General features: G+C 42.8%; 14 protein-coding genes. 9 read left to right on the forward strand and 5 right to left on the reverse strand.

The features are described from left to right. The first annotated feature begins 28 nt into the window (after positions 1–28). The 3 genes from CRO54_RS12915 to CRO54_RS12925 are packed head-to-tail and all read left to right on the forward strand — an operon-like array spanning position 29 to position 6,074. Positions 29–3,394, forward strand: coding sequence for a TonB-dependent receptor (locus CRO54_RS12915; protein ID WP_097132495.1), 3,366 nt, complete (start codon positions 29–31; stop codon positions 3,392–3,394). 2 nt (positions 3,395–3,396) lie between these two features. Beyond that, positions 3,397–4,773 carry a RagB/SusD family nutrient uptake outer membrane protein gene (locus CRO54_RS12920; protein ID WP_097132496.1) on the forward strand — a complete coding sequence of 459 codons (1,377 nt, stop codon included), beginning with the start codon at positions 3,397–3,399 and terminating at the stop codon, positions 4,771–4,773. 44 nt (positions 4,774–4,817) lie between these two features. Next, entirely contained in the window at positions 4,818–6,074 is a 1,257-nt protein-coding gene (locus CRO54_RS12925) for a TlpA family protein disulfide reductase (RefSeq protein ID WP_171047906.1), read from the forward strand. A 31-nt stretch (positions 6,075–6,105) separates the two neighbouring features. Here CRO54_RS12925 and CRO54_RS12930 read toward each other — a convergent pair whose 3' ends face one another. The 3 genes from CRO54_RS12930 to CRO54_RS12940 all read right to left on the reverse strand — a co-directional run bounded on the left by CRO54_RS12930 (position 6,106) and on the right by CRO54_RS12940 (position 7,838). After that, the gene (locus tag CRO54_RS12930; RefSeq protein WP_097132498.1) at positions 6,106–6,399 is read right to left on the reverse strand and encodes a hypothetical protein; all 294 of its coding nucleotides are present in this window, start codon (positions 6,397–6,399) and stop codon (positions 6,106–6,108) included. A 60-nt stretch (positions 6,400–6,459) separates the two neighbouring features. Beyond that, positions 6,460–6,900: a MauE/DoxX family redox-associated membrane protein gene (locus CRO54_RS12935; RefSeq protein WP_138765823.1), complete on the reverse strand. Its 441-nt coding sequence runs from the start codon at positions 6,898–6,900 to the stop codon at positions 6,460–6,462. A gap of 110 nt (positions 6,901–7,010) precedes the next feature. Continuing rightward, positions 7,011–7,838 (reverse strand): LytTR family transcriptional regulator DNA-binding domain-containing protein, encoded by an 828-nt coding sequence (locus CRO54_RS12940; RefSeq protein ID WP_097132500.1) that lies wholly within the window; start codon positions 7,836–7,838, stop codon positions 7,011–7,013. A gap of 237 nt (positions 7,839–8,075) precedes the next feature. Between CRO54_RS12940 and CRO54_RS12945 the strand changes: the two genes are divergently transcribed. Then, a complete protein-coding gene (locus CRO54_RS12945; RefSeq protein WP_138765824.1) occupies positions 8,076–8,423 on the forward strand; it encodes a hypothetical protein in 348 nt (115 codons plus the stop codon). Positions 8,424–8,466: 43 nt separating this feature from the next. Here CRO54_RS12945 and CRO54_RS12950 read toward each other — a convergent pair whose 3' ends face one another. Together CRO54_RS12950 and CRO54_RS12955 are read right to left on the reverse strand one after the other, a co-directional pair. Further along, positions 8,467–9,948 carry a Fic family protein gene (locus CRO54_RS12950; RefSeq protein ID WP_097132502.1) on the reverse strand — a complete coding sequence of 494 codons (1,482 nt, stop codon included), beginning with the start codon at positions 9,946–9,948 and terminating at the stop codon, positions 8,467–8,469. Between the two features lie 203 nt (positions 9,949–10,151). After that, the gene (locus tag CRO54_RS12955; protein ID WP_097132503.1) at positions 10,152–10,502 is read right to left on the reverse strand and encodes a helix-turn-helix domain-containing protein; all 351 of its coding nucleotides are present in this window, start codon (positions 10,500–10,502) and stop codon (positions 10,152–10,154) included. Between the two features lie 225 nt (positions 10,503–10,727). Between CRO54_RS12955 and CRO54_RS12960 the strand changes: the two genes are divergently transcribed. From CRO54_RS12960 to CRO54_RS12980, 5 genes are all read left to right on the forward strand, one after another. Continuing rightward, entirely contained in the window at positions 10,728–12,977 is a 2,250-nt protein-coding gene (locus CRO54_RS12960) for a hypothetical protein (protein ID WP_097132504.1), read from the forward strand. A gap of 181 nt (positions 12,978–13,158) precedes the next feature. Further along, positions 13,159–13,701, forward strand: a complete 543-nt coding sequence (locus CRO54_RS12965) for a hypothetical protein (RefSeq protein ID WP_138765825.1) — start codon at positions 13,159–13,161, stop codon at positions 13,699–13,701. A gap of 20 nt (positions 13,702–13,721) precedes the next feature. Further along, positions 13,722–19,373 carry a hypothetical protein gene (locus CRO54_RS12970; protein WP_097132506.1) on the forward strand — a complete coding sequence of 1,884 codons (5,652 nt, stop codon included), beginning with the start codon at positions 13,722–13,724 and terminating at the stop codon, positions 19,371–19,373. Positions 19,374–19,398: 25 nt separating this feature from the next. Then, the gene (locus tag CRO54_RS12975) at positions 19,399–20,355 is read left to right on the forward strand and encodes an SNARE domain-containing protein (RefSeq protein WP_097132507.1); all 957 of its coding nucleotides are present in this window, start codon (positions 19,399–19,401) and stop codon (positions 20,353–20,355) included. Beyond that, entirely contained in the window at positions 20,355–21,071 is a 717-nt protein-coding gene (locus CRO54_RS12980; RefSeq protein WP_097132508.1) for a hypothetical protein, read from the forward strand. Before CRO54_RS12975 ends, CRO54_RS12980 begins: the two co-directional genes overlap by 1 nt. Positions 21,072–21,081: the final 10 nt, after the last annotated feature.

Raw genomic sequence — 21,081 nt, forward strand, 5'->3', positions numbered from 1 at the left:
ATTAACTAACCACCAACAGAACAAACTTATGAATTTTTTAATAGGGTTTTTGCCTGCACTTTCAAATTGTGCAAAGGCAAGAGCAAACATTGCATTTCTGCCAGGAAATGGCAGATCGGCAAGCCCGCCACTAACTCAACTCATTATGCGGCTAAACCTAATCATTCTTTTGACTTTTCTATCGGCTTTGCAGGTATTGGCATTTAAGGCTAACGGGCAGACTATCACCTTAAAAATTAAGGATATGCCCATCGAAAAGGCGCTGGATGAAATCAAAAAGCAAAGTGGCTACAGTCTTTTTTATGAGAAAAAAGATTTGCCGAAGGATGCTAAAGTGACTATCGTACTACAAAAAGGAACGGCAGAGGAAGCCTTGGAGCAATGCATAAAGAACCAACCGTTGCAGTTTCAGATCGTGGACAAAATGATCATCATTAAAGCAAAGGAGAGAACGGTTCCAAAGCGAACGACCGAACCCAACAAGCAAAACAGGGTTAGCGGAAAAGTCACAAACGATAAAGGCGATCCGATACCAGGCGTTACGGTAACAGTGAAGGGAACAGAAAGGCGGACAGCCACAGACAACTCCGGAGACTTTTCGATTAACGCCAATACTAACGAAGTATTGGTTTTTTCGTTCTTGGGCTACACTTCTGTAGAGCGAACGGTAAACAGTGAACAGATCAATGTAATCCTTACCGAACATTCCGGAGAATTAGATCAGGTGCAGGTAATTGCCTACGGAACCACTACCAAAAGATTAAACACAGGATCGGTGGGTTCCGTATCTGCCAAAGACATAGCAAACCAACCGGTTTCAAACCCATTGGCTACATTGGTTGGTCGTGTTCCGGGTTTAGTCGTTACGCAACAGTCAGGTGTTCCAGGATCGTCTTTTTCAATACAGATCCGTGGACGTAATTCTATTGCCCAGGGATCACAACCTTTGATATTGATTGACGGAATTCCATTTGCAGCAGCAAATGAAAACGTTCAAATGCTTAATTCGGCGATCAACAATTTCAATCAGGGTTCCGGAGTAAGTCCATTCAACACGATAAACCCAGCAGATATTGAAAGTATTGAGATTTTAAAAGATGCCGATGCGACCGCCATTTACGGAAGTCGGGGTGCAAACGGAGTAGTGCTAGTAACAACAAAAAAGGGCAAAGCCGGAAAAACGCAGATCAGCGCCAACTTTAACCAAGGTATTACACAGGTGAGAAAACTCTTGGCCCTACTGAATACGGAACAGTATGTTGCCATGCGTAGGGAAGCATTTGCCAATGCTGGAACCACGCCGACCATAAGCAACGCACCCGATCTTCTTGTTTTTGACCAGAACCGTTACACCGATTACCAAAAAGAGTTTTTAGGTGGAACCGGACACACCACTAACGCTAACCTTTCACTTTCTGGCGGTAGCAACGCCACACAGTTTTTGTTAAGTGGTACATACTACCGCGAAACTTCTGTGTTTCCTGGCAAACTGCCAAATCAGCGCGGCAGCATGCTGGCTAATATCAGCCACACTTCCGATGATAAAAAATTTACAGTAAACTTCTCGGGGAACTACACTTTGGTAGAGAACCGTGCTCCATCATCCGATTTAACGTTTAACACCTTTCTCGCTCCAAATACTCCCGAATTTTTCGATGCCAATGGAAAACTGCAATGGACTTATAACGGAGTAACCTTCCAGAACCCTTATGCCTATTTGCGTGAGACCTATAACATCCGTACCAACAATTTGGCAGGGAGTTTAAATGCTTCCTACAAAATTTGGAAAGGACTTTCTGCGAAAATATTGGCTGGATACAACCAACAGTTTACCAACGAAAAGTCCTTGTCTCCGGCAGAAGCTAAAAGCCCGACTAGTACAAACCCAGGACACTCGGCAGATTTTGCAAAAAATCAGTTCAATACGTGGAATATAGAACCACAAATGGATTATGCTGCAAAGCTCTGGAAAGGTAAATTAAGCACACTCGTAGGAATGACCTTCCTGTCACGTAGTAATGATCGCTTATCGGTTTCTGGAACAGGCTACAGTAGTGAAGCTTTGCTGGAGAACTTTGATGCTGCTAGTACCATCGATGCTACTAGTGCAGCATCATTATACAGATACAATGCGGTTTTCGGTAGGATCAATTATAATTTGGAAGACAAATACTTGATCAATTTTACAGGAAGACGTGATGGCAGCAGCCGCTTTGGACCAGGTAGGCAGTTTGCCAACTTTGGTGCAGTGGGTGCAGCTTGGATCTTCTCATCCGAAAAATGGATGCAAAATATTCCAGTGCTGAGTTTTGGAAAATTACGTGGTAGTTATGGCATTACCGGAAATGATCAGATTGGTGATTACCAATTTGTGGAAAGTTGGTCGCCACCAACCGAAACATACGTTGGCGCACCTGGTTTAATCCCGAACAATCTTTACAATGAAGATTACGCATGGGAACGTAATGATAAACTTGAAGCAGCAATAGATCTCGGCTTTTTAAAGGACAAAATCTTATTATCTACCGGATATTTCCAAAATCGAAGTGGCAACCAATTGGTAAGTTATAGGGTTCCCGCAATAACTGGCTTTACTTCGGTACTAGCCAATTTTCCCGCAGTAGTCGAAAATAAAGGATGGGAATTTAGTTTATCAGGGTCAGTAGATAAGGGATTGTTTAAATGGAATAGTAATTTAAATCTTACTATACCTAAAAACACATTAAGATCCTTTCCAGGTATAGAAACTTCATCTTACAGGAACCAGTATGTAATTGGACATTCTCTAAATAGCATTTACAATTACACCTCTTTAGGTGTTGAACAACAAACTGGACTCATAAAATTCTTTGATGCCAACGCAGATAATTCAATAACCATCGCCGATCGACAAATAAACGGAACAACTGATCCAAAATTCTACGGTGGTTGGCAAAATACAATTTCGTATTGCAATTTCGAATTACAGTTTTTCTTTGATTTTAAGAAACAGACAGGTCGTAACCCATACTACTATTTGTACGGAATTACATTACCGGCGGGTACAATGCGAAATATTCCCTTACTCCTTAACGACCGATGGAAATCACCGGGAGATATTTCTGATCTGCCGAAAATAACTTCTGCAACTCCAGGGACTCAAGCAAATAATACATCAAACAGTAGTTTTTCGTACAGCGATCAATCTTATATCAGACTAAGAAATGTAACAGTTGGATATTCGCTGAACAGGAAAACATTATCCGTGATCGGTGCACAAACTGCTCGGATTTATGCACAAGCTCAAAACATTTTGACATTCAGCCGAATGAAAGGTTTTGATCCAGAAATGCAAAATCCTACCATTTTGCCTGCACTACAAGCATACACTGTTGGACTTCAAATTTCCTATTAATTATGAAAAGAAAACTAATAATCATATACGTTTTAACAGTAATTACAGCGGCAACAAGCTGTAAAGACTTCATTTCGGTCGGACCCCCTACCAACAAGTTGGCTAGTTCTACAGTCTTTTTAACAGAGGAAACGGCGACCGCTGCAATCAACGGTTTGTATATTACCCTGTCCGGAACAAACTTATATTTTGCTTCTGGTGGAACTACAGCATATCTTGGTTTGTACTCTGATGAACTAATCTACACGTCAACTAACGCAAATATTACAGAATTTTATAATGGGAATCTATCCCCAACAAACGGATTGGTCAATTTTAATTTTTGGGAGAAACCGTATCAGATCATCAACCAAGCAAATAGTTGTATAGCTTCTTTAAAGAAATCTTCTCTCGCTCCTGATTTTACAAATCAACTGCTCGGTGAAGCCTACTTTATCAGAGCTTTTTGCTATTGGCACCTAATCACATTATTCGGCGATGTACCACTGGTTATTTCGTCAACAGATTACGAAGCGGTAACACAAATGACGCGTACACCAATTACTGAGGTACAAGAGCAGATAATTTCCGATTTATCTACAGCAAAAGGTCTACTAAAGCCCAACTATCCAACAACAGGACGATATCGGGCAAACTATTATGCAGTACTGGCTTTTCAATCTCGTGTAAATACATTTTTAGGAAATTGGCCCGAAGTGTTAAGCACAAGTAATGAGGTACTTGCTCAAACTTCTATCTACAGCTTAGAAAATGATCTTAATCGTGCATTTCTAATTGGTAGTTCAGAGGCAATCTGGCAAACTGCTTCCGGAAATGCGACTACCAATACATTCGAAGCCTTAGCATTTATTCCTCTCACCACAGCTTCTATTAGACCCAACTATGCAATACAGACCGATTTATATAATTCCTTTTTATCAACGGACAAGAGGAAGACAAATTGGATCACAAGTAAAACCGTAACCGGAACTACGTATCGCTATCCGTACAAATACAAGGTACGTCCAATTACACCGAAAACAGAGTGCCAGATGATGATCAGATTAGCTGAAATTTTTCTGAATAGAGCGGAAGCAAAAGCCCATCTTAACGACCCAACTGCAATAGATGATTTGAATAAAACGAGGAACAGAGCAGGACTAATAAATTTATCTGGGCTTTCAGGCCAGACATTAATTGATGCGGTATTAGCTGAACGCAGGCTTGAACTTTTTGCTGAAATGGGACTGCGATGGTTTGATTTGAAGCGTATTAGAAAACTTGATCAACTTATAGCACCGATAAAATCTGAATGGAAATCTTCAAATGCTTTATTTCCGATACCATTTAATGAGCTGATGGCAGCTCCTAAGTTAATTCAAAACCCAGGATACAATTAATTATGATAAAAAATCTCATTAGAAGCATTCTACTAATATCGTTGATGCTCACATTTTTCAGTTCAAGCGCTCAAAAGATAAAGCCACTAACTGTTGGAGATCAAGTTCCGGATATTGTTTTACAAAAGATGCTGAATCACACTGACACTTCGGGCAAATTAAGTGATTTTTCCGGCAAAGCAATTATTATTGATCAATGGTTTATTGCTTGTGTACCATGTATTTCCGCTATGCCTAAATTAGACAGCTTACAAAAGGAATTTGGTGATGTATTGCAAATCCTTCCTGTAACTTTCGAAAAAAAAAGTGCTGTCAAAGAGTTTTGGAGAAGTAATATTATTGTAACCGGTATTCAAATGAAACAGGTTGTAGAAGATACTTTAGTTCGTGCATATTTTCCTGCAATTAGTTTTCCGCAACAAGTTTGGATAAATAAAGATAGGATTGTTGTTGCAATAACCGATGGAAAGAATACTACTAAATCAAATTTAATTAAGCTTATTAATGGAGAGAAAATATTACTAAGTGTTAAAAGTGATGAGATGGATATTGAGGTTAGAAATGCACTAAAGCCCAATATGATTACACGATATGAAGAAAACAAGAACAAATTACTCTTTTACTCCTATTTAAGTAAATACCGAAAGGAATTGGCAGGTTGGTCATTTTCCAAATTGGACACCGCTGCTAAAATCGTACGTGTTCTCAATAATAATAAAACTCTATTGAAGCTCTATGATTTTGCATATGCGAATAATTCGTGGGAGCCACGACATCTACCGACCAGAATGATAAGAAAAGATAGTTGTCCCTACCAGACGGGTACTGAAGAAATAGTCGATACAACATCACAATTCTGTTATGAACTGATGTATAGCGGATATACGACTAAAGGATTTAGTAAGTATATGATCTCCGATTTAGATAAATTTTTTAAGATAAAAAGCCACGAAGAGTTTAGAGATATAGAGTGCATAGTGATAAGTCCTAATGGCAAAGGGCTTAAATATCGAACTACCTATCAGCCCAACCGTAAAAGTTATTCTACTTTTAGTCTGAAAAAATTAAAGCGCGCACTAGTAAACGATGTGCCATTATTTTTAGTCCAAAGAAATTTAATTCAACTAGTTGATGATATTCCTGTTTTGATTGAGTGTCCAGGTAACGACGGCAAAATCAATTTTGATGTAAGATGGGATTTGTCAAATCTGGATTTAATGAACAAAGATTTAGTAAAGTTTGACTTAAAAATTGAAAGAGTTTTTCGAAAAAGAAAAGTAATAATACTTGAAGATATTTGAAAAAGGCAACCTTTGTAGGTTGCCTTTTCTTTTATTGTAACTCTTTGTCTCCTTCAAGGATAATTGGGTCACTTTCCGGTACGTTATTTTCAAAATCGTACTCATCGTAACCAACTACACAATCCATAATGCGGTCCTCTCCGCATTGTGACTGCTTATTTGTTTGAGTATCCTGCCCAAGGTAATCACCATTACTTAGTGAAAACCAATGTGGATCATTTGATGCTTTTGCTTCAACCTTCGTTGGAGCTGGTGACATTGCAAATGCTGCTGCAATGGCTGCTGTTGCGGCGAATACGCCCAGCGTACTTGTTAACTTTTTCATAGTGTATGATGTTTGAATTTGCCTACTCTACATCCCGGTTTTCGGCATCCCCGTTTTTCTTCATTTGTATATCAGGTTTGTATCCTGCTGTTTTCGTTTGTAAAGGATCAGACCTGTTATGTTGAGTAGTAGAAAAGCTGTATTGATAATTAGTTGTCCGTGCCAGGTCATTCCAGAAATAAGGCTTCCGCAATCGCACGTGGCTTTGCTCGGATCTATGTACAGCATGTAGTATACGTATCCGGTAAAGAAGGTCAGTAGCCCTGCGGACAACCAAAGTCCGTACTTTCGAAATGGCTTAATGATTAACGTGATTGCAATAGTAATTTCGAGCGCTGGTAGAAAATAGAAAATGAAATCTTTATAATCTGTAGCTAGTGGGTTCCAATCAAGCTGCCTGTAAAATGCATCGTGAAAAACGATCTTATTACGGGCATCAAATGCCCACAAAAAGATGATACAGAAAATAATGATTTCAAGAATAATGGTTCGTGTTTTCATGGCGTGTGCGTTTTGTTTTACCCTTGGGGCTTGGGTCAAATGTAAAACGGTTTTCAAATGCCAGTCAAGTGTTTTAGGGGCTTAGGACGTATACAGCCCTAAATTTTACCCTATCCCGCCATATATTTTTTTCTTTGATCTTTAAAATCTTGCATAAATTTCCTGGTAACGTATAATTTATCTAATTCGCTGCTTGAAATCAGTTCTATAAATTGTGGTTTAAAGAGAAGATCTAATGTTTTGGATCTAGTTCCTGTGTTCACTCCTTTGATCATTTCGAGGTTAACGATGGCGGACTGATTTACTTGACATAAGCTGGTATTGGCGTAGGTTTGAACGATATTACTTATACTATCTTTTTTGGAATACTCGTGTCCTGATATGATTTTGATCTTGACGTTCTTTTGATCTTTATAAATGTAAAGAATGTCGGTAGAGACATTCAGCACTACATCCACACCATTATGTTTAATTTCTAATATCTCGGCAACTTGCTTTGCCGCCGGAATTGTTACAAATAATGAAATTGGAACTTGATAAATAACATTAACAAAGGCAATAAATATCAATACCGTACCCATGTCGTGGAACACAAATAAAGGTATCCACGAAATCCTTCCTGACACAATAAAAAAGATGCTGATCAGCACCAGGTCTGCAAGTGCTGGAACTACAACACCATGTAGAATTTGCAGAAATATTCTTTTGATACGGTTTTTTCGCCAAGGATGCGTACGGTTTAATTTGTCGTTGTTGGTATGGATGATGTAGAGAATAAGATAAGATATACCTACACTGAGTATAAATGCGACGTAAAACAATGGGTTAACAATTGCTTTTGGGATCAGGTCCCAGTGACCATTGATATTGATGTGGAAAGCGGCCAGAAAGGATACGACAAGACGTATCCAGACGAGGGAATAGCGGTGTGTTTTCATCCGAGCGGCAATTATTGTTCTGTAGTAGGCCCGCGATTGAATTGCAAGAAAGAAAAAAAATCGTTTATGCCGACGGATCGTACCGTTAAATTTATATCAGCACACAAAATAAGATGTGTTAATATTCACCTTCTCTCATTTCACCGCCCTAAAATGTCAACAAATCCCTTTTCCATGCTTGTATTTTACGCAAAGGTAATTTCGCTCCCGCTCCATTGGGGTTTGCATAAAAACAAGATGGAAAAGAAAAATGAAATAGCAGTTTTGGAGATCCGGCAGGAGATCACTGCGATGGATATTAAGAAATTTACTATGTACTCAGATAGTTCGCACGGATGGTTACAAGTACCGGTGAGATTGTTGGAATTGCTGAAAATTGAACAAATGATAACGAAATATTCTTATCAATCTCGGGATCGGAAGTACTTATACTTAGAAGTGGATCTCGATGCTTGGACATTTGTAACGGCGTACTGCAATATAATGGATATTACTGCAGGACAATTTACAACGCAATGGAACTATGTTGATAGCGTCAACTGTTTTGTGCGAGGGTTGCAGCATTATCAATTTTCTGGAAAATAAATTGAACTGATGGAAGGAAGGCTGGTACAAGTACCAGCCTTTTTTATTCTCCAACAATCTTTAATATGTATTCTTCTCCTTCTTCAAAAGCATTGCTCTTTTCCAGTATACTTTGCATGTCCTCCATACTTTCGCCTGCGATCGTATGGCTGAATTTCCATGCCCTTAACAGCATCCTGATATATTTTTCTGGTTCGTTTCTGCGGGTAAGCGATCTCAGTCCTCCGAGATAATCTGTTCGGTAAACTGTTGGGATGATGATTTTTGCCTGACCGGTCGAGGTCAGTTCGGCGTTCATCATCACCCTTGCAATCCTTCCGTTACCATCAAGAAATGGATGGACCTCGCTTACCAGAAACATCATGAAAGCTGCTTTGGCGAAGGGATGTTGTAGGGCGGCATAGTAATCAAAGCCTTTTTCCAGTGTTCCCTTCACTAGGTTAAAATCTACAAAGTCGGTTGCCCCCGCTCTGTTGTTAACGTCCTTGAACTCCCCAGGTTTTTTCTCTGGTCGGGCACTCATCAAGATCTTGTGTCGATACTTCATGATGTCGATCAATTCAGTGGGTGTTGTAGGAACTATCTGCATTTCCTGCCGATTGCTTACGATATGATATGTTCCTAAAACGTCATGACCATCTTCGTACCTGGTGGGAAGAGGTTTCCCACTTTCGATGATCTTGATGGCTTCCTCTACCTTGAACTTTGTACCTTCGATAAAATTTGAGAAGTAAGCTTCAAAGAAAGCGAAATTGCGGTAGGCTTCCACAGTTTGATTGGGATCGGGACGCTCCGGAAACTCATTTTGCTGTAGCGTTACGAAAAGATGTTGGAAAAGGTCTACACGTGTGGGATCGTAAGGTGAGCCAAACGCCCGAGCCTGTGCAATGGGTGAAGTTAGGATGTTGGACGGTTTGGTGCTCAATAGTGCTCCGATCATCTTGTCCAATTGTGCATACTCTTTTTCCATACCGAGCTGAGGCGCAATTTCTTTCGCCTTATCCCTAATTGCGTTGATACCCTCTTCGCCATTTACACGGATAATCTGGTCCAGTTTCAGTTCAATTTCGGGCAATGTCAATGTTTTTGAACTCGCTCCCGGTCTTCTCGACGGCTGCAGGCATTCCAGAAAAGCCCTGGCCCTTTGAGAAACGTGAAGTTCTCCCATAAAGATCAGATCACCTTCCAAGGCGCCTGGCCCTTTTAGGAAATTTACGGTTACCCCGTGCATTTCGACTTTTTTATCATAACCATGCGTGACAAATATATCACCACTGGATGTAGGCTGATATTCAAATGCCGAGCGATGGCTGAGTATAGCCCCCTTATAGAGATGTCCCAGGATCTTAAATAAATTCCTCTTGATAATTGTTGTCTCTGCTTCCTGTAAGTTCGAGGTGTAAACCTTTGGAACAAGCTGCTTAAGCTTACCGTCCTTGACGAATGCAGATATCGCTCTACTGATCTCAGGTTCGCTAGAAGCGAAAATAATTTCCTGTAAATGAAGTGGGATGTTCTTGTCCATATTGCAAATTTTTCTGGTTAAAAATCCATGCAGGATAATTCAACACAAATTTTTCTGGCTAAAACATTCAAAATTTACAAACTTTTCTGGATAAGGTATGCAAATCTTTCTGGCTAAGTCAGCAACTACAGATGCAATTTACAAATTTTTATGGCTAAACATGCTATTTTTTACAAACTTTTCTGGATAAAAGCTCGTTCAGATCATTTTACAAGAAGGCTTGTCAATGTTTGTATCTGCTCCTTTAAGCTTTGGATGTGGCTTTCATATTGATCCATCATCTTGTCAGGTACTTGGATATAGTTAATCCCAATATATCCCTCTTGTTTACAATCATTGAAGATCTGCTTGGTATCAAAGCCAAGTAAATTCATAGGGTCGATGTCCAGAATTGTACTAATTTCGTTAAGCCGATTGATGGTAAGATGGGTTTCGCCAGTCTCTATCTTCGCGTAGGCGCGGTCACCGATCCCAAGCCGGTCACCCATTTCCTTTCTGGTAATACCTTTCAGTTCACGGAGCTGTTTGATCTTAGTGTGTGCATCTGTTATCATGAGAAAGCGTCTTTTTAGTTCAAAAATAGAACTATTATTTCAAAATTTGAACTTTTAAAACACTACAGTTATGTAGATAGTGTATAATTTTGGTCAAAGGAAATTGCATCATCATAGTGCAAATTTTATTGCTTATCGACTTCGGTCTTGAATATTCTAATAATTTTGCACCTGAAATTTTTATAACCAAAATAGAACCAGGGCTATTCACGCCAACTTATACGAATGAAAACTTGCGCTGCGGATGCAGGCATACTACTCTTACTGGCTACACTGTTCACAAGTACCTCAACGGTATTTGCACAATCCGATCAGAAGGACACGCTTAAAGTAACCTCGTCGCAGATTGTACAGCAACAATTTGATTTTAAAGATGTAGCAAATCGGCTAACGAAGCTGTCAGATATTTCTATGCCCATGGTGGAGGTGGATTCGCTGGGTCGACGCATCAGGACTACAATTTTGCGGGACCTGGCGAATACACATGGGCAGATCGATTTGGCCTACGCCTATGGTCTAAATACTGTATTTATCGATACTAGCCGCAGTATTGGAAGTATTTTCAATACTTCCGGCAATTTCTCAACGGCCGTTGTGGGTCTACCGATCAACGTAAGCTTCAACTATTCTTCCCTGAAAGTGCCTTTGGGTGCAAACAATTATTTCCGTTTGAGTCTGGATAAGGAAAGGTTGGTGCAACAGCAAAAACAAAAGCTGATCGGTTCCATTTCGGATATTGAAAAACAGCAGACCTCGCTACATAGCAAGCAGGCGGAACTCAATGGATTGATGGGATATGTGGAAGTGTCCATGGACCAGCTCAAAAGATTGGCCGCTCGTGAGGTCGAGAGACAAAAGCAGCAAGCAACTGCTCGAATGCGGGACAGTATCGCGGGTAGGGTTCCAGACAGTCTGGAGCAAGCGAACATTGCCAAACCAATAGATTACCAGCAATACGCTGATAGCCTTTCGAATGTGTATTCCCGAATTGTCACACTTCGGAATAGAATGGATAGCCTGCAAACGACATTGAATACTTCCAAGAAACTGTCGGCAACTTACCAATCGCAGCTAGGTAATCCGGCGCAGGTTAATGGAGGCTTCAACAAATTCGGTTTTCTGGAAAGCATCCGGACTTTTGATGTCGGTCTCAGTTATCCCAGAACCACCGCTATGTCTGGGCAAAATGTTCCAATAAAAGGGCTGCACGTTGAACTACAGCATCATCAGCTTTACCTTTCGGTAGCCAGCGGACTCACACTAAACAACTTGATGTTCAGTACCAATGAGATACAGAACAAGCTCAACTATAACCAGAACGTTTTCAATAATTTCGATTTCCAGCAGATCAAAAATAATGGCTGGCTGACAGCGATCAAATCTGGGTACGGAACGACAGAAGGTACGCACGCCTTCATCGGGTTCAATTATTTGACAAATACACGTTTTATCGCACCAGGGCAAATTACAGGTCAACAGGGCTATGATCCTGCAGCTTCTGTGGAACTGGACTTGAGGTATGTTCCCAAGTTCTGGAAAGGAAGCGCTTTTGATGTGGTCTACGGCAAGACCTCCATCAATAGACAAGTGGATACCGTAACTGAGCTGCGGGTTTTCCAATCGGTATTTTCTGCGTACCAGTCCAACTTATTGCTCGGCAGATATACGCAAACATTAACCAGGATTCGATCAGATTTTTCTATCTCGTATAGAAGGATTGATACCTATGCCAATACCAGCACCTTCGGGATGATGCAGCCAAACAACCAGCGTGTAGAGGTAAAAACAAACCACCGACTGTCCAAATACATCAAGCTTGGCCTGATGTTCCGACAGGATGAAACATTACGGATGATCCAAGGCATGAACGATCTGAGACTAAATGTTGCCGGGGCCAGTGTAAGCGGAAATTACACGAGCTACCTAAGCTACTCGATCTTTGTGAACCACATCCATCATCGGATGATGTTTCCTGGATCTGACTTAACTGTTAAAGGGAACAACTACCTGATCGGAACCAATGTTGTTTCCACTTACGAACTGCTCGGCCTAAAAGCAAATACCGTAGCCACCTACAACGACTATCTGATTACCGATTCTGTAGGATTAAATAAATACACCCAGTTCGGGCTGATCCAGTCGATCGGCGACAAGGATTTTTCCGCTGCGATCTCCTATGATTATTTTTTCCGGAACATCGAGGGCGTTGCGTCGGGCACCAATGTATTTGGTCTTTCAGGCAAGTACAACCTGAAAAAGATCAAATTGAGTGCAGGATTGAAACTGGCAAGTGACTTCCTGAACGAGAACAGCTTGGGCGGACACCTCGACATCCAATGGGCTGCCTATAAATTCATGGATATCGGCATGCGGGCAGAACGCTTTGTGCTGGGCGACTTTTACAGAAGCTATTATCGCTTGCAATATGAGCAGTTCCCTTATTTAATGACCATTCAAACACGCTTTAAAATATAATATGATGATCAAACACGCACTTTTTATTATGGCGATGATGACCACTTGGCTGGTAGATGCCCAGAGCAACATCATGCTCATTTCCCTTCCCGATAGGGATACCATCGACCATCGGTATCCCGTATTTACATGGCATTATACTCAGGCCCCCGAGGGGCGGGACAATATTCGGTACAATTATGTGTTGACACAGCTTAATCCTAATCAGGGTGCATTGGCAGGTGTAACGGTCAACCAGCCATTGCTACGTATCAATGGGATAGCCGGTTTTCAATTGGTTTATCCCTTTGATGCTCCCGAACTGCAATTTGGCAAACGTTATGGTTGGCAGTTAGAGAAAACGGTCAATAATGTCATCGTGGAGAAATCCGAAGCATGGGAGTTTATGCTCTACAGGGAGGTGCTGATCCCAGCCAAGTATGCAGTACTCAATACTGATTATAGTTCAACGACCTACGAGGTAAGCGGAGACGGATTTTTCTTCAAGTTTCCGAGTCGGTATAAGATTTCGGGAAACCCTAGGAGCAGCATAACCAATGAAATTGGGGAAGCAATGCCCGTACAGTTCGGACACGACCAGAAATTAGGTGCTGGCGACGAACCTGAAAAGACGGGAAGGGATTTTTATTATCTCCGTACCGATACGTATCCTGTAGGAACGTACACGCTTATCGTTACCGATCCCAAAGGCAATAGCTACAATACCAGATTTCGCATCGACTAACCTACCACAAACTGAAACTTATGAAAAATAACAACTCGATGATACCAAAAACATACAGGATCAGATTTGATGCCCTGTCACTTGCGGTGCTGCTATTTGTTGAAAGTACTGCGCCAGCTTTAACCTATGGCAGGAGCAACATCAGAACCGCTTCAAATGTTGTTTCAACCATTTCGCCTGCTGATGACTGGGTTAAAAATAAACAAAGCAAAATCAATCCGGGTGCTACAACTTTTAAGAAAACTGATAAGAACGAGCAAAAATTTCTGTCGAAACAATTCCTGAGACCAGGAGGACCGGAACAGCCCGAGTACCAAAGTTTTTCACCAAGTGGCGCTGACCAACTGGTTAACCTTTTTACAGGTGATTTTTCTTACAACATTCCATTGCTGGATGTAGACGGTTATCCGATCAATCTTTCATACAGTGCCGGTGCAGGAATGGATCAGGAAGCTTCGTGGGTTGGTCTGGGATGGACTCTAAATCCAGGAGTGATCAACCGTAGCATGCGTGGTATTCCTGACGACTTCAACGGTAGCGAACAGGTAGTACAGGAGTACAACCAAAAACCGAATTGGACGGTAGGAACAAGTGCCGGATTTAATTACGAGCTTTTCTCCGTGGACCTCTCTAATATAGCTGGGCAGGAAACAGGGATGGGACTGTCTGCAACGCTTGGAGTGGAGTACAATAACTATTCGGGGTATGGCGCAGAGTTTTCCATCGGGCCATCGTTCAATATCGCCAAGAAGATAGGGTTCGAAGTGGGAATGCAGTACACAGGAAGCAGCCAAGGTGGTGCGTCGGTCGGTGGCTATGCCTCAATAAGTGATGGCAATAAAGCAGACGATGTGGTCAACAAGCTGTCGATCGGATCATCATTCAATTCAAGACAGGGATTGCAACAGGTTTCGGTAAATCTCTCGCAGGAACGCCGACTAACTACTAACGCTAACAATATTGCTAAACCAACAAAAAACAAGACAGCCCGCACGGTTGGTCGCGAAGATATTGGAACAAGTTTGGGATCGACCTTTAATTTTGGAATGTCAAGCTTTGTTCCTCAGATCCCATTTTCCACTACTGCCAATTCATTTACTGCAAGGTTCAAACTTTCTGCCGACCTGGTAGGAAATGATCCGGCAGGTTCCTTTTCTGGTTTTTTCATGAAAAGCAAATTGGCAAGCAATACTAGGACACTCTCTGCCTATGGCTACAGCCATCTTGAAAAAGGTCAGGGAAATATTAACGCGATGCTTGATTTTAATCGGGAGAACAACTCCGCTTTTACCAAGAATACACCCGCATTGCCAATTCCATTCCTGATGTACGACGTCTATTCCATCAGTGGACAAGGCGTTGCCGGAAACTACCGCATGGACCGCCAGGACATGGGATATGTATTCGATCCATCGGTGACCAGTTCCACGAACTCCTATACCCTCGGTGGCGAGGTGGGACTTGGGGCAACTTTTAAGGCCGGGATCGATGTTGGGGCAGTTTTCGCCCAGGGAAATTCAGGCGTATGGATGGAAGGAAACGACGCCGCCAAAAAGATAAGATTTAATACAAAGGGAGGTACTTTCCGCGATGCCGACGAGATGGCCTATGATGAAAGCGATGCCGAATTCCAGCAGATTGGAGGCGCAAAAGCAGCATATTTTCCGCTTTCCAATCCTAAAAAACTTTCAGGAACCTTGAGGACCAAAGCTGGTGATACTTATGCACTGCACAACTCAAAAAGTCTTCGGTTCAGGAGAAACCAGCCGATGAGCAGCCTCACGGTAGCGGAGATCAAGGGAGGTGTTGGTCCGACCAAATTGCCCCCGAATGCTTACGCCAGCACTACTACTGGAATTGACCATCACATCGGCGCTTTTACGGTGACCAAAATGGATGGTTCCAGATATTACTATGGTCTGCCGGCCTACAGTAAAATACAGCGCAATGTGACTTTCGCTGTTGGCGAAGGAAAATCTTCAGCGCTGGCTCCAGACTGGGATACGCGTCTGGTGAGCTATAGCGGTCAAGATGCTTCCGTTGGAAATACCCGAGGACTTGACAACCATTTTAATGCGCAAACGGTTCCGCAATATGCACATGCATACCTGCTTACCGCATTGCTGAGTGCTAATTACGTGGACAGCGATCAAATCCCTGGACCAAGCAGGGATGATCTTGGAGGATTCGTCGAATTCAAATATAAGAAAGCACAGGACTATAAATGGAGGAATCCCGTTCAAGAGTCGCAGGCCATGCATGACCGCGGACTGAATACCGATCCCACCGATGACAGGGCAAATTACATCTATGGAGAAAAAGAACTGTGGTACCTCGATACGATCAAGACCAAAAATCACGTGATGATCTGCTATACTTCTGATCGCAGGGATGCAGTTGCCGTTACCAATGAATTCGGGGGATTGAACGCATCCAATGCGAAAATGCAAAAACTCGATAGCCTAATGCTGTATTCGGCAGCAGATCTGCGACTAAACGGTGCAGGTGCAGTTCCCATCAAAACTGTACATTTCGTTTACGATTACAGCCTCTGCCGCAATTATCCCGGAAACCTGGATGCAGGATCAACTGATGCCAGACAAGGCGGAAAGCTCACATTGAAGTCTGTTTATGTTACCCATGAGAAATCCTACAAAGGTGAGCGGACACCCTACACATTCTATTATGATTACTTCAATCCCAATTACAATTCCAACAATGTTGATCGCTGGGGAACGTATAAGCCCAATCCAACAGGACTAAGTGGTAACGAACTTACAGATCCCCTTAGCAACGCCGAGTTCCCTTATTCGGGCTTTGACAAGTTCAATGCAGATGCCTGGGCTTCGGCATGGAATCTCAGTTCGATCAATCTGCCCACCGGAGGTCGCATGACCATTAGCTACGAAGCCGATGACTATGGGTATGTGCAGCATAAACGGGCCAAGCAGATGTTCAAGATCATCGGCGTGGAAGGATGCTCCGATGGAAAGTGTTCAATCAGCGATGACATTAAAACCAACCGGAAGCTCTATTTCGAAATGATGCCAGGTACGACTCCGGACCAATATGCGGCAGTAGACGATGTGATCTACTTCAAGGCTTTAATGTCGATGGACGAAGACAATGAGCATTTTGATTACGTTCCGGGATATGCGATCATCGATGAGATCGGATCCCAGGGAGCAAATGGCTACATAAAATTAAGGCCGGGAAAACTAAAGGATAGTGAAAATGCCGTTTATAATCCCATTGCCATTAGCAGTGTACAGTTTGCACGCAATTATCTATCGCGGATCATTCCACCGTCCAGTCAGGCCAACCCGCAGAGCGAGGGGGCAAACTTCCTGGAAATTGCCAACTCCCTGATCGGTGCCTTTGCCTCTTTTGGAGAGTTGTTTACCGGGCCGAACAAACCGATTTGGAACAAAAAGATCGGAACGGTACTCGTTACAGGTAAAAGCTGGATCCGTCTGAACAATCCCAATTTTGCCAAGTTGGGTGGCGGTTATCGGGTTCGGGAAATCCGTACTTACGATGCCTGGGACCAGATGGTGCACAATGGACAGGAGAGCTACTATGGTCAGGAATATCAATATGTTTTTGATGGCAAGTCTAGTGGCGTTGCCAGTTATGAGCCGCAGATCGGTGGCGAAGAGAATGTATGGCGTAACTATGTTGCCAACGATATCTCGATGACGTGGGCGCCGGACGTTAGAAACTACATGGAAACGCCTTTTGGCGAACAGTTTTTTCCAACACCATCAGTTGGCTATTCCAAAGTATTGGTCAAAAACCTGGAACGTGACGGCGTAAAAAGAACGGCCACCGGCTACACGGTCAGTGAATTCTATACGGCAAAAGACTTCCCGACGATCACGGAACGTACCAGCGTGGAGGTAAAGCCAAGCAAGTTCAATCTTAACCTATTGCTTTATGCAAAGACTGAGGATCTGATGGCTGCCAGCCAAGGCTTTGTGGTAGAGAACAATGACATGCACGGCAGGCCAAAATCAATTGAGATATTTGCCGAAGACCAGCAAGCGCCATATTCATCCGTAAAATACATCTATCAATCAAAACCCGAAACGATTGAAGGAATTCCTGCCAATCGCTTGGATAACGATGTCCGCATCATAACCCCGTCCGGAGGGATCAAAACAGTCACTGTTGGACGTACCTACGAAGCGGTAGCGGATTTCCGGGAGAACAAATCTGAAATGAAATCGGGGAACTTAGGGATAAACCTTAATTACACCATGCCCTTCGTACTGGTTCCCATGATCCTTGGCGCGAATTATTCCGAATCGAAGACCGAGTTCAGGAGCGCCGTTTTCGCAAAGACAATTGAACGAAAGGGTATCCTTACTCGGACCGTCGCAGTTGACTACGACTCACAGATCGAAACATCTAATCTGGCCTACGATTCGGAAACGGGAGATGTCCTGTTGACTTCTGTGAATAATGCCTACCGGGACACAATCTACAATTTCACTTATCCAGCGCATTGGGTTTATCCTGGAATGGGGCAAGCGTATAAGAATCTTGGCTTCACTTCCACTACGTCAAATATCTTTAGCGACGGGTACAGTAATGGTTTTACTGGTGCCAATCTGTTTGAAGGTGATGAAGTACTGGTGAAGAGTTCTTCCGGACAGGTTCTTGGATGGGTGACGGAATCCGGGGCAACAGGAGTTCGGATTTTGAAAAAGGATGGAACGCCGCTGCAAGGTACTTTCACGTATTTAAAAGTGCTTCGCTCTGGAAAACGGAACCAGCAGGGAACACCTGTAGGAACGGTCACCATGCTCAAAAACCCATTGAACACCTTGGGTTCTAATATATTTGACAAGGTGCTGGATGCAGAAAGCATCGAATTCAGCGACAAGTGGAAGGCCTTTTGTGATTGTAGTCCGAACGGAATTCAAAACCCCTATGTAGCTGGTATGAAGGGGAACTGGACACCCTCGGCTACCTATAAACACCTGAGTGACCGAACCCAGACATTCGAGAACAACAATACCAATCTCCGAAAAGATGGTTTAATGGGATCGTTCCTTCCATTCTTTCGATTAAGCAACGGAAAATGGGCCATCAACCATCAAAACTGGACCTATCTGGCAAAGGTATCGGAGCTTAGTCCTTATGGACAGGCTATCGAACAGGCGGATGCTCTTGGACGTTTTTCAGCTACGCACATGGGATATAATCAAACTCTTGCCACGGCAAGTACTGCCAATGCCATGCGCAGGCAATCTGGTTTTAACGGCTTTGAGGATTACGATTTCCAAAATTGTCCAGACGGCCATTTCAAATTCGGATCTGCTACGAATCTAAGTACGGATGCACATACCGGACGACACAGTATCAAAGTCACGCAAGGCAGTACAATTGAACTACAAAGACAGATCGTTGAAGCTTGTGATGACGATCCCTGTGATTTTAGCCCGTATATCCTTAGTCCCACAAAAGTAAAGGTCATGCAGATGGATGGGGTATCGATGACTTACGACGTGATCCATGGTGATCCTACGCCAGTGATTACTGAAATTCCTGGAGGTATCGAATTGACCTTTATCCATCCATACGGATACCCGTTTCGTGTGAATGTATATCTCATCAAGGAAAACGGCTGTTCATCATTAATCCCAATGATCAGCAATGGAAACTGACCTTTTGATCTCAAAATATTTACCTATGAAAAAACTCATTTTATTATGCGCATTCACAACTTTAGTCGCAGCTACATTTGCCCAACAAATTAGCAGCCTTTCGGTACACAATAGTTGTAATACGGGTGCAAGGGTCTGTCAAAATAGAGGCTTGGAAACTGATCCGGTTGCCACACAATCCGAATGCAGTGGTTTGTTGCAGCCACAGTTCTTTAAACTGGAAATGGCTGCTGCTGGCAATTTTCAGCTCGTTACCTATAACCATACGGGAACCTATACGCTTTATGGACCGATGGCAGGTTTTGACCTTAATGCTTGCCAGCAGATCGCATTGGGACAAGTGGCTCAGGTCGGAGGTAACCTTTCCGGCACTAGCAGCATTGCTCACCAACAGGGTTATTATATCCTAAGGGTTGACTTTACCACATGTGCTTCAATAGGAAACTTTTACAAGGTTCGGATGGAAATTAACGCTCCGCAAGCAACCTGCAGGGACCACAAGACTGGCTGTAAAGATTGCATTGGCTCTTTTTCACCCGGTCCGGGCAAATACCTGGTTTCGGCTTGGGTAAAGGACGATAAAAGTGATCACAACGTCGGTTACGAGCATCCTGCTATACTGGTCTCCTATGTGGGTGCTTCCGATACTTCATATCTCAAACCATCGGGCGCTGTAATTGACGGCTGGCAACGCATCGACGGACTGGTCAACGTGCCAAATGGAGCTTCACAGATCAAGATAGGCCTGCATTGCGAACAGGGCAACTGCCTATTCGATGATGTCCGCTTTATTCCCATTGAGGGCAGCATGCTGTCGTACGTTTATGATCCGGTTACACTGCGACTTGTAGCAGAACTGGATGAACGAAATTACGCGACCCTTTATGAATACGACGAGGAAGGAAAGCTGATCCGCACAAAGAAGGAGACTGAAAAAGGGATCATGACTATTTCCGAAGGTCGAACCAATATTCGCAAATAATGAAAGCAATTTACTTCATACTATTCCTTCCCCTTGGCATTTTCTCACAGACTAGCTGGGAGAAAGCCGAAGCCAGCGAGTTCCTGGAACTGATCCGCAGCTACGAAAAAATGATTCCTGTGGAAGAGAGCTACTCACTGGAAACCGGATACACGATCTACAATGATTACCGGGATAGCGAACCTGCCATTTCTTTCTTAGGTAAACTCACCTGCAAAAACGGAAAGGAACTGCATGTGCGCCAGATGGGACATGTGATGGTCCAGGATGCAGCGCACAATGTTACCATTGATACTGCTGCCCGGCAATTACTGGTCCAGAAACCTGATGCTTCATTCTTCTACCGGAAAACAATTGCCGATTACTCCGCGTTCCTGGAAATCACTGAAACTGTTTCTAAAAGATCGGAAAACGGTAAGCTGATTTACCTGCTTACATTGAAAAGGGGAAATCCCTACCATTCGATGGAGTTGACTTTTAACGATGGCAATCATATTTCCCAAGTCACCATTTTCAGTAATCAGCCCTATTACCAGGAGGATCAACATTCTTCGGCAAGGGCAAAGATCGTATTGGATTTGGGTAAGGTCAAGAAAGGGAAATCGGTCATATCCCCCCAGTTTCTGACCGTTAGCGATTGTATTCTTGTCAAGGACCACCAGATTTCAGCCATCGGCGCTTATAAAGATTTTGAAGTAATCGATTTACGAAACTAGCAACTATAGC

It is taken from the genome of Pedobacter xixiisoli (genome assembly GCF_900215335.1).
In the GTDB taxonomy this organism is placed as follows: domain Bacteria; phylum Bacteroidota; class Bacteroidia; order Sphingobacteriales; family Sphingobacteriaceae; genus Pedobacter; species Pedobacter xixiisoli.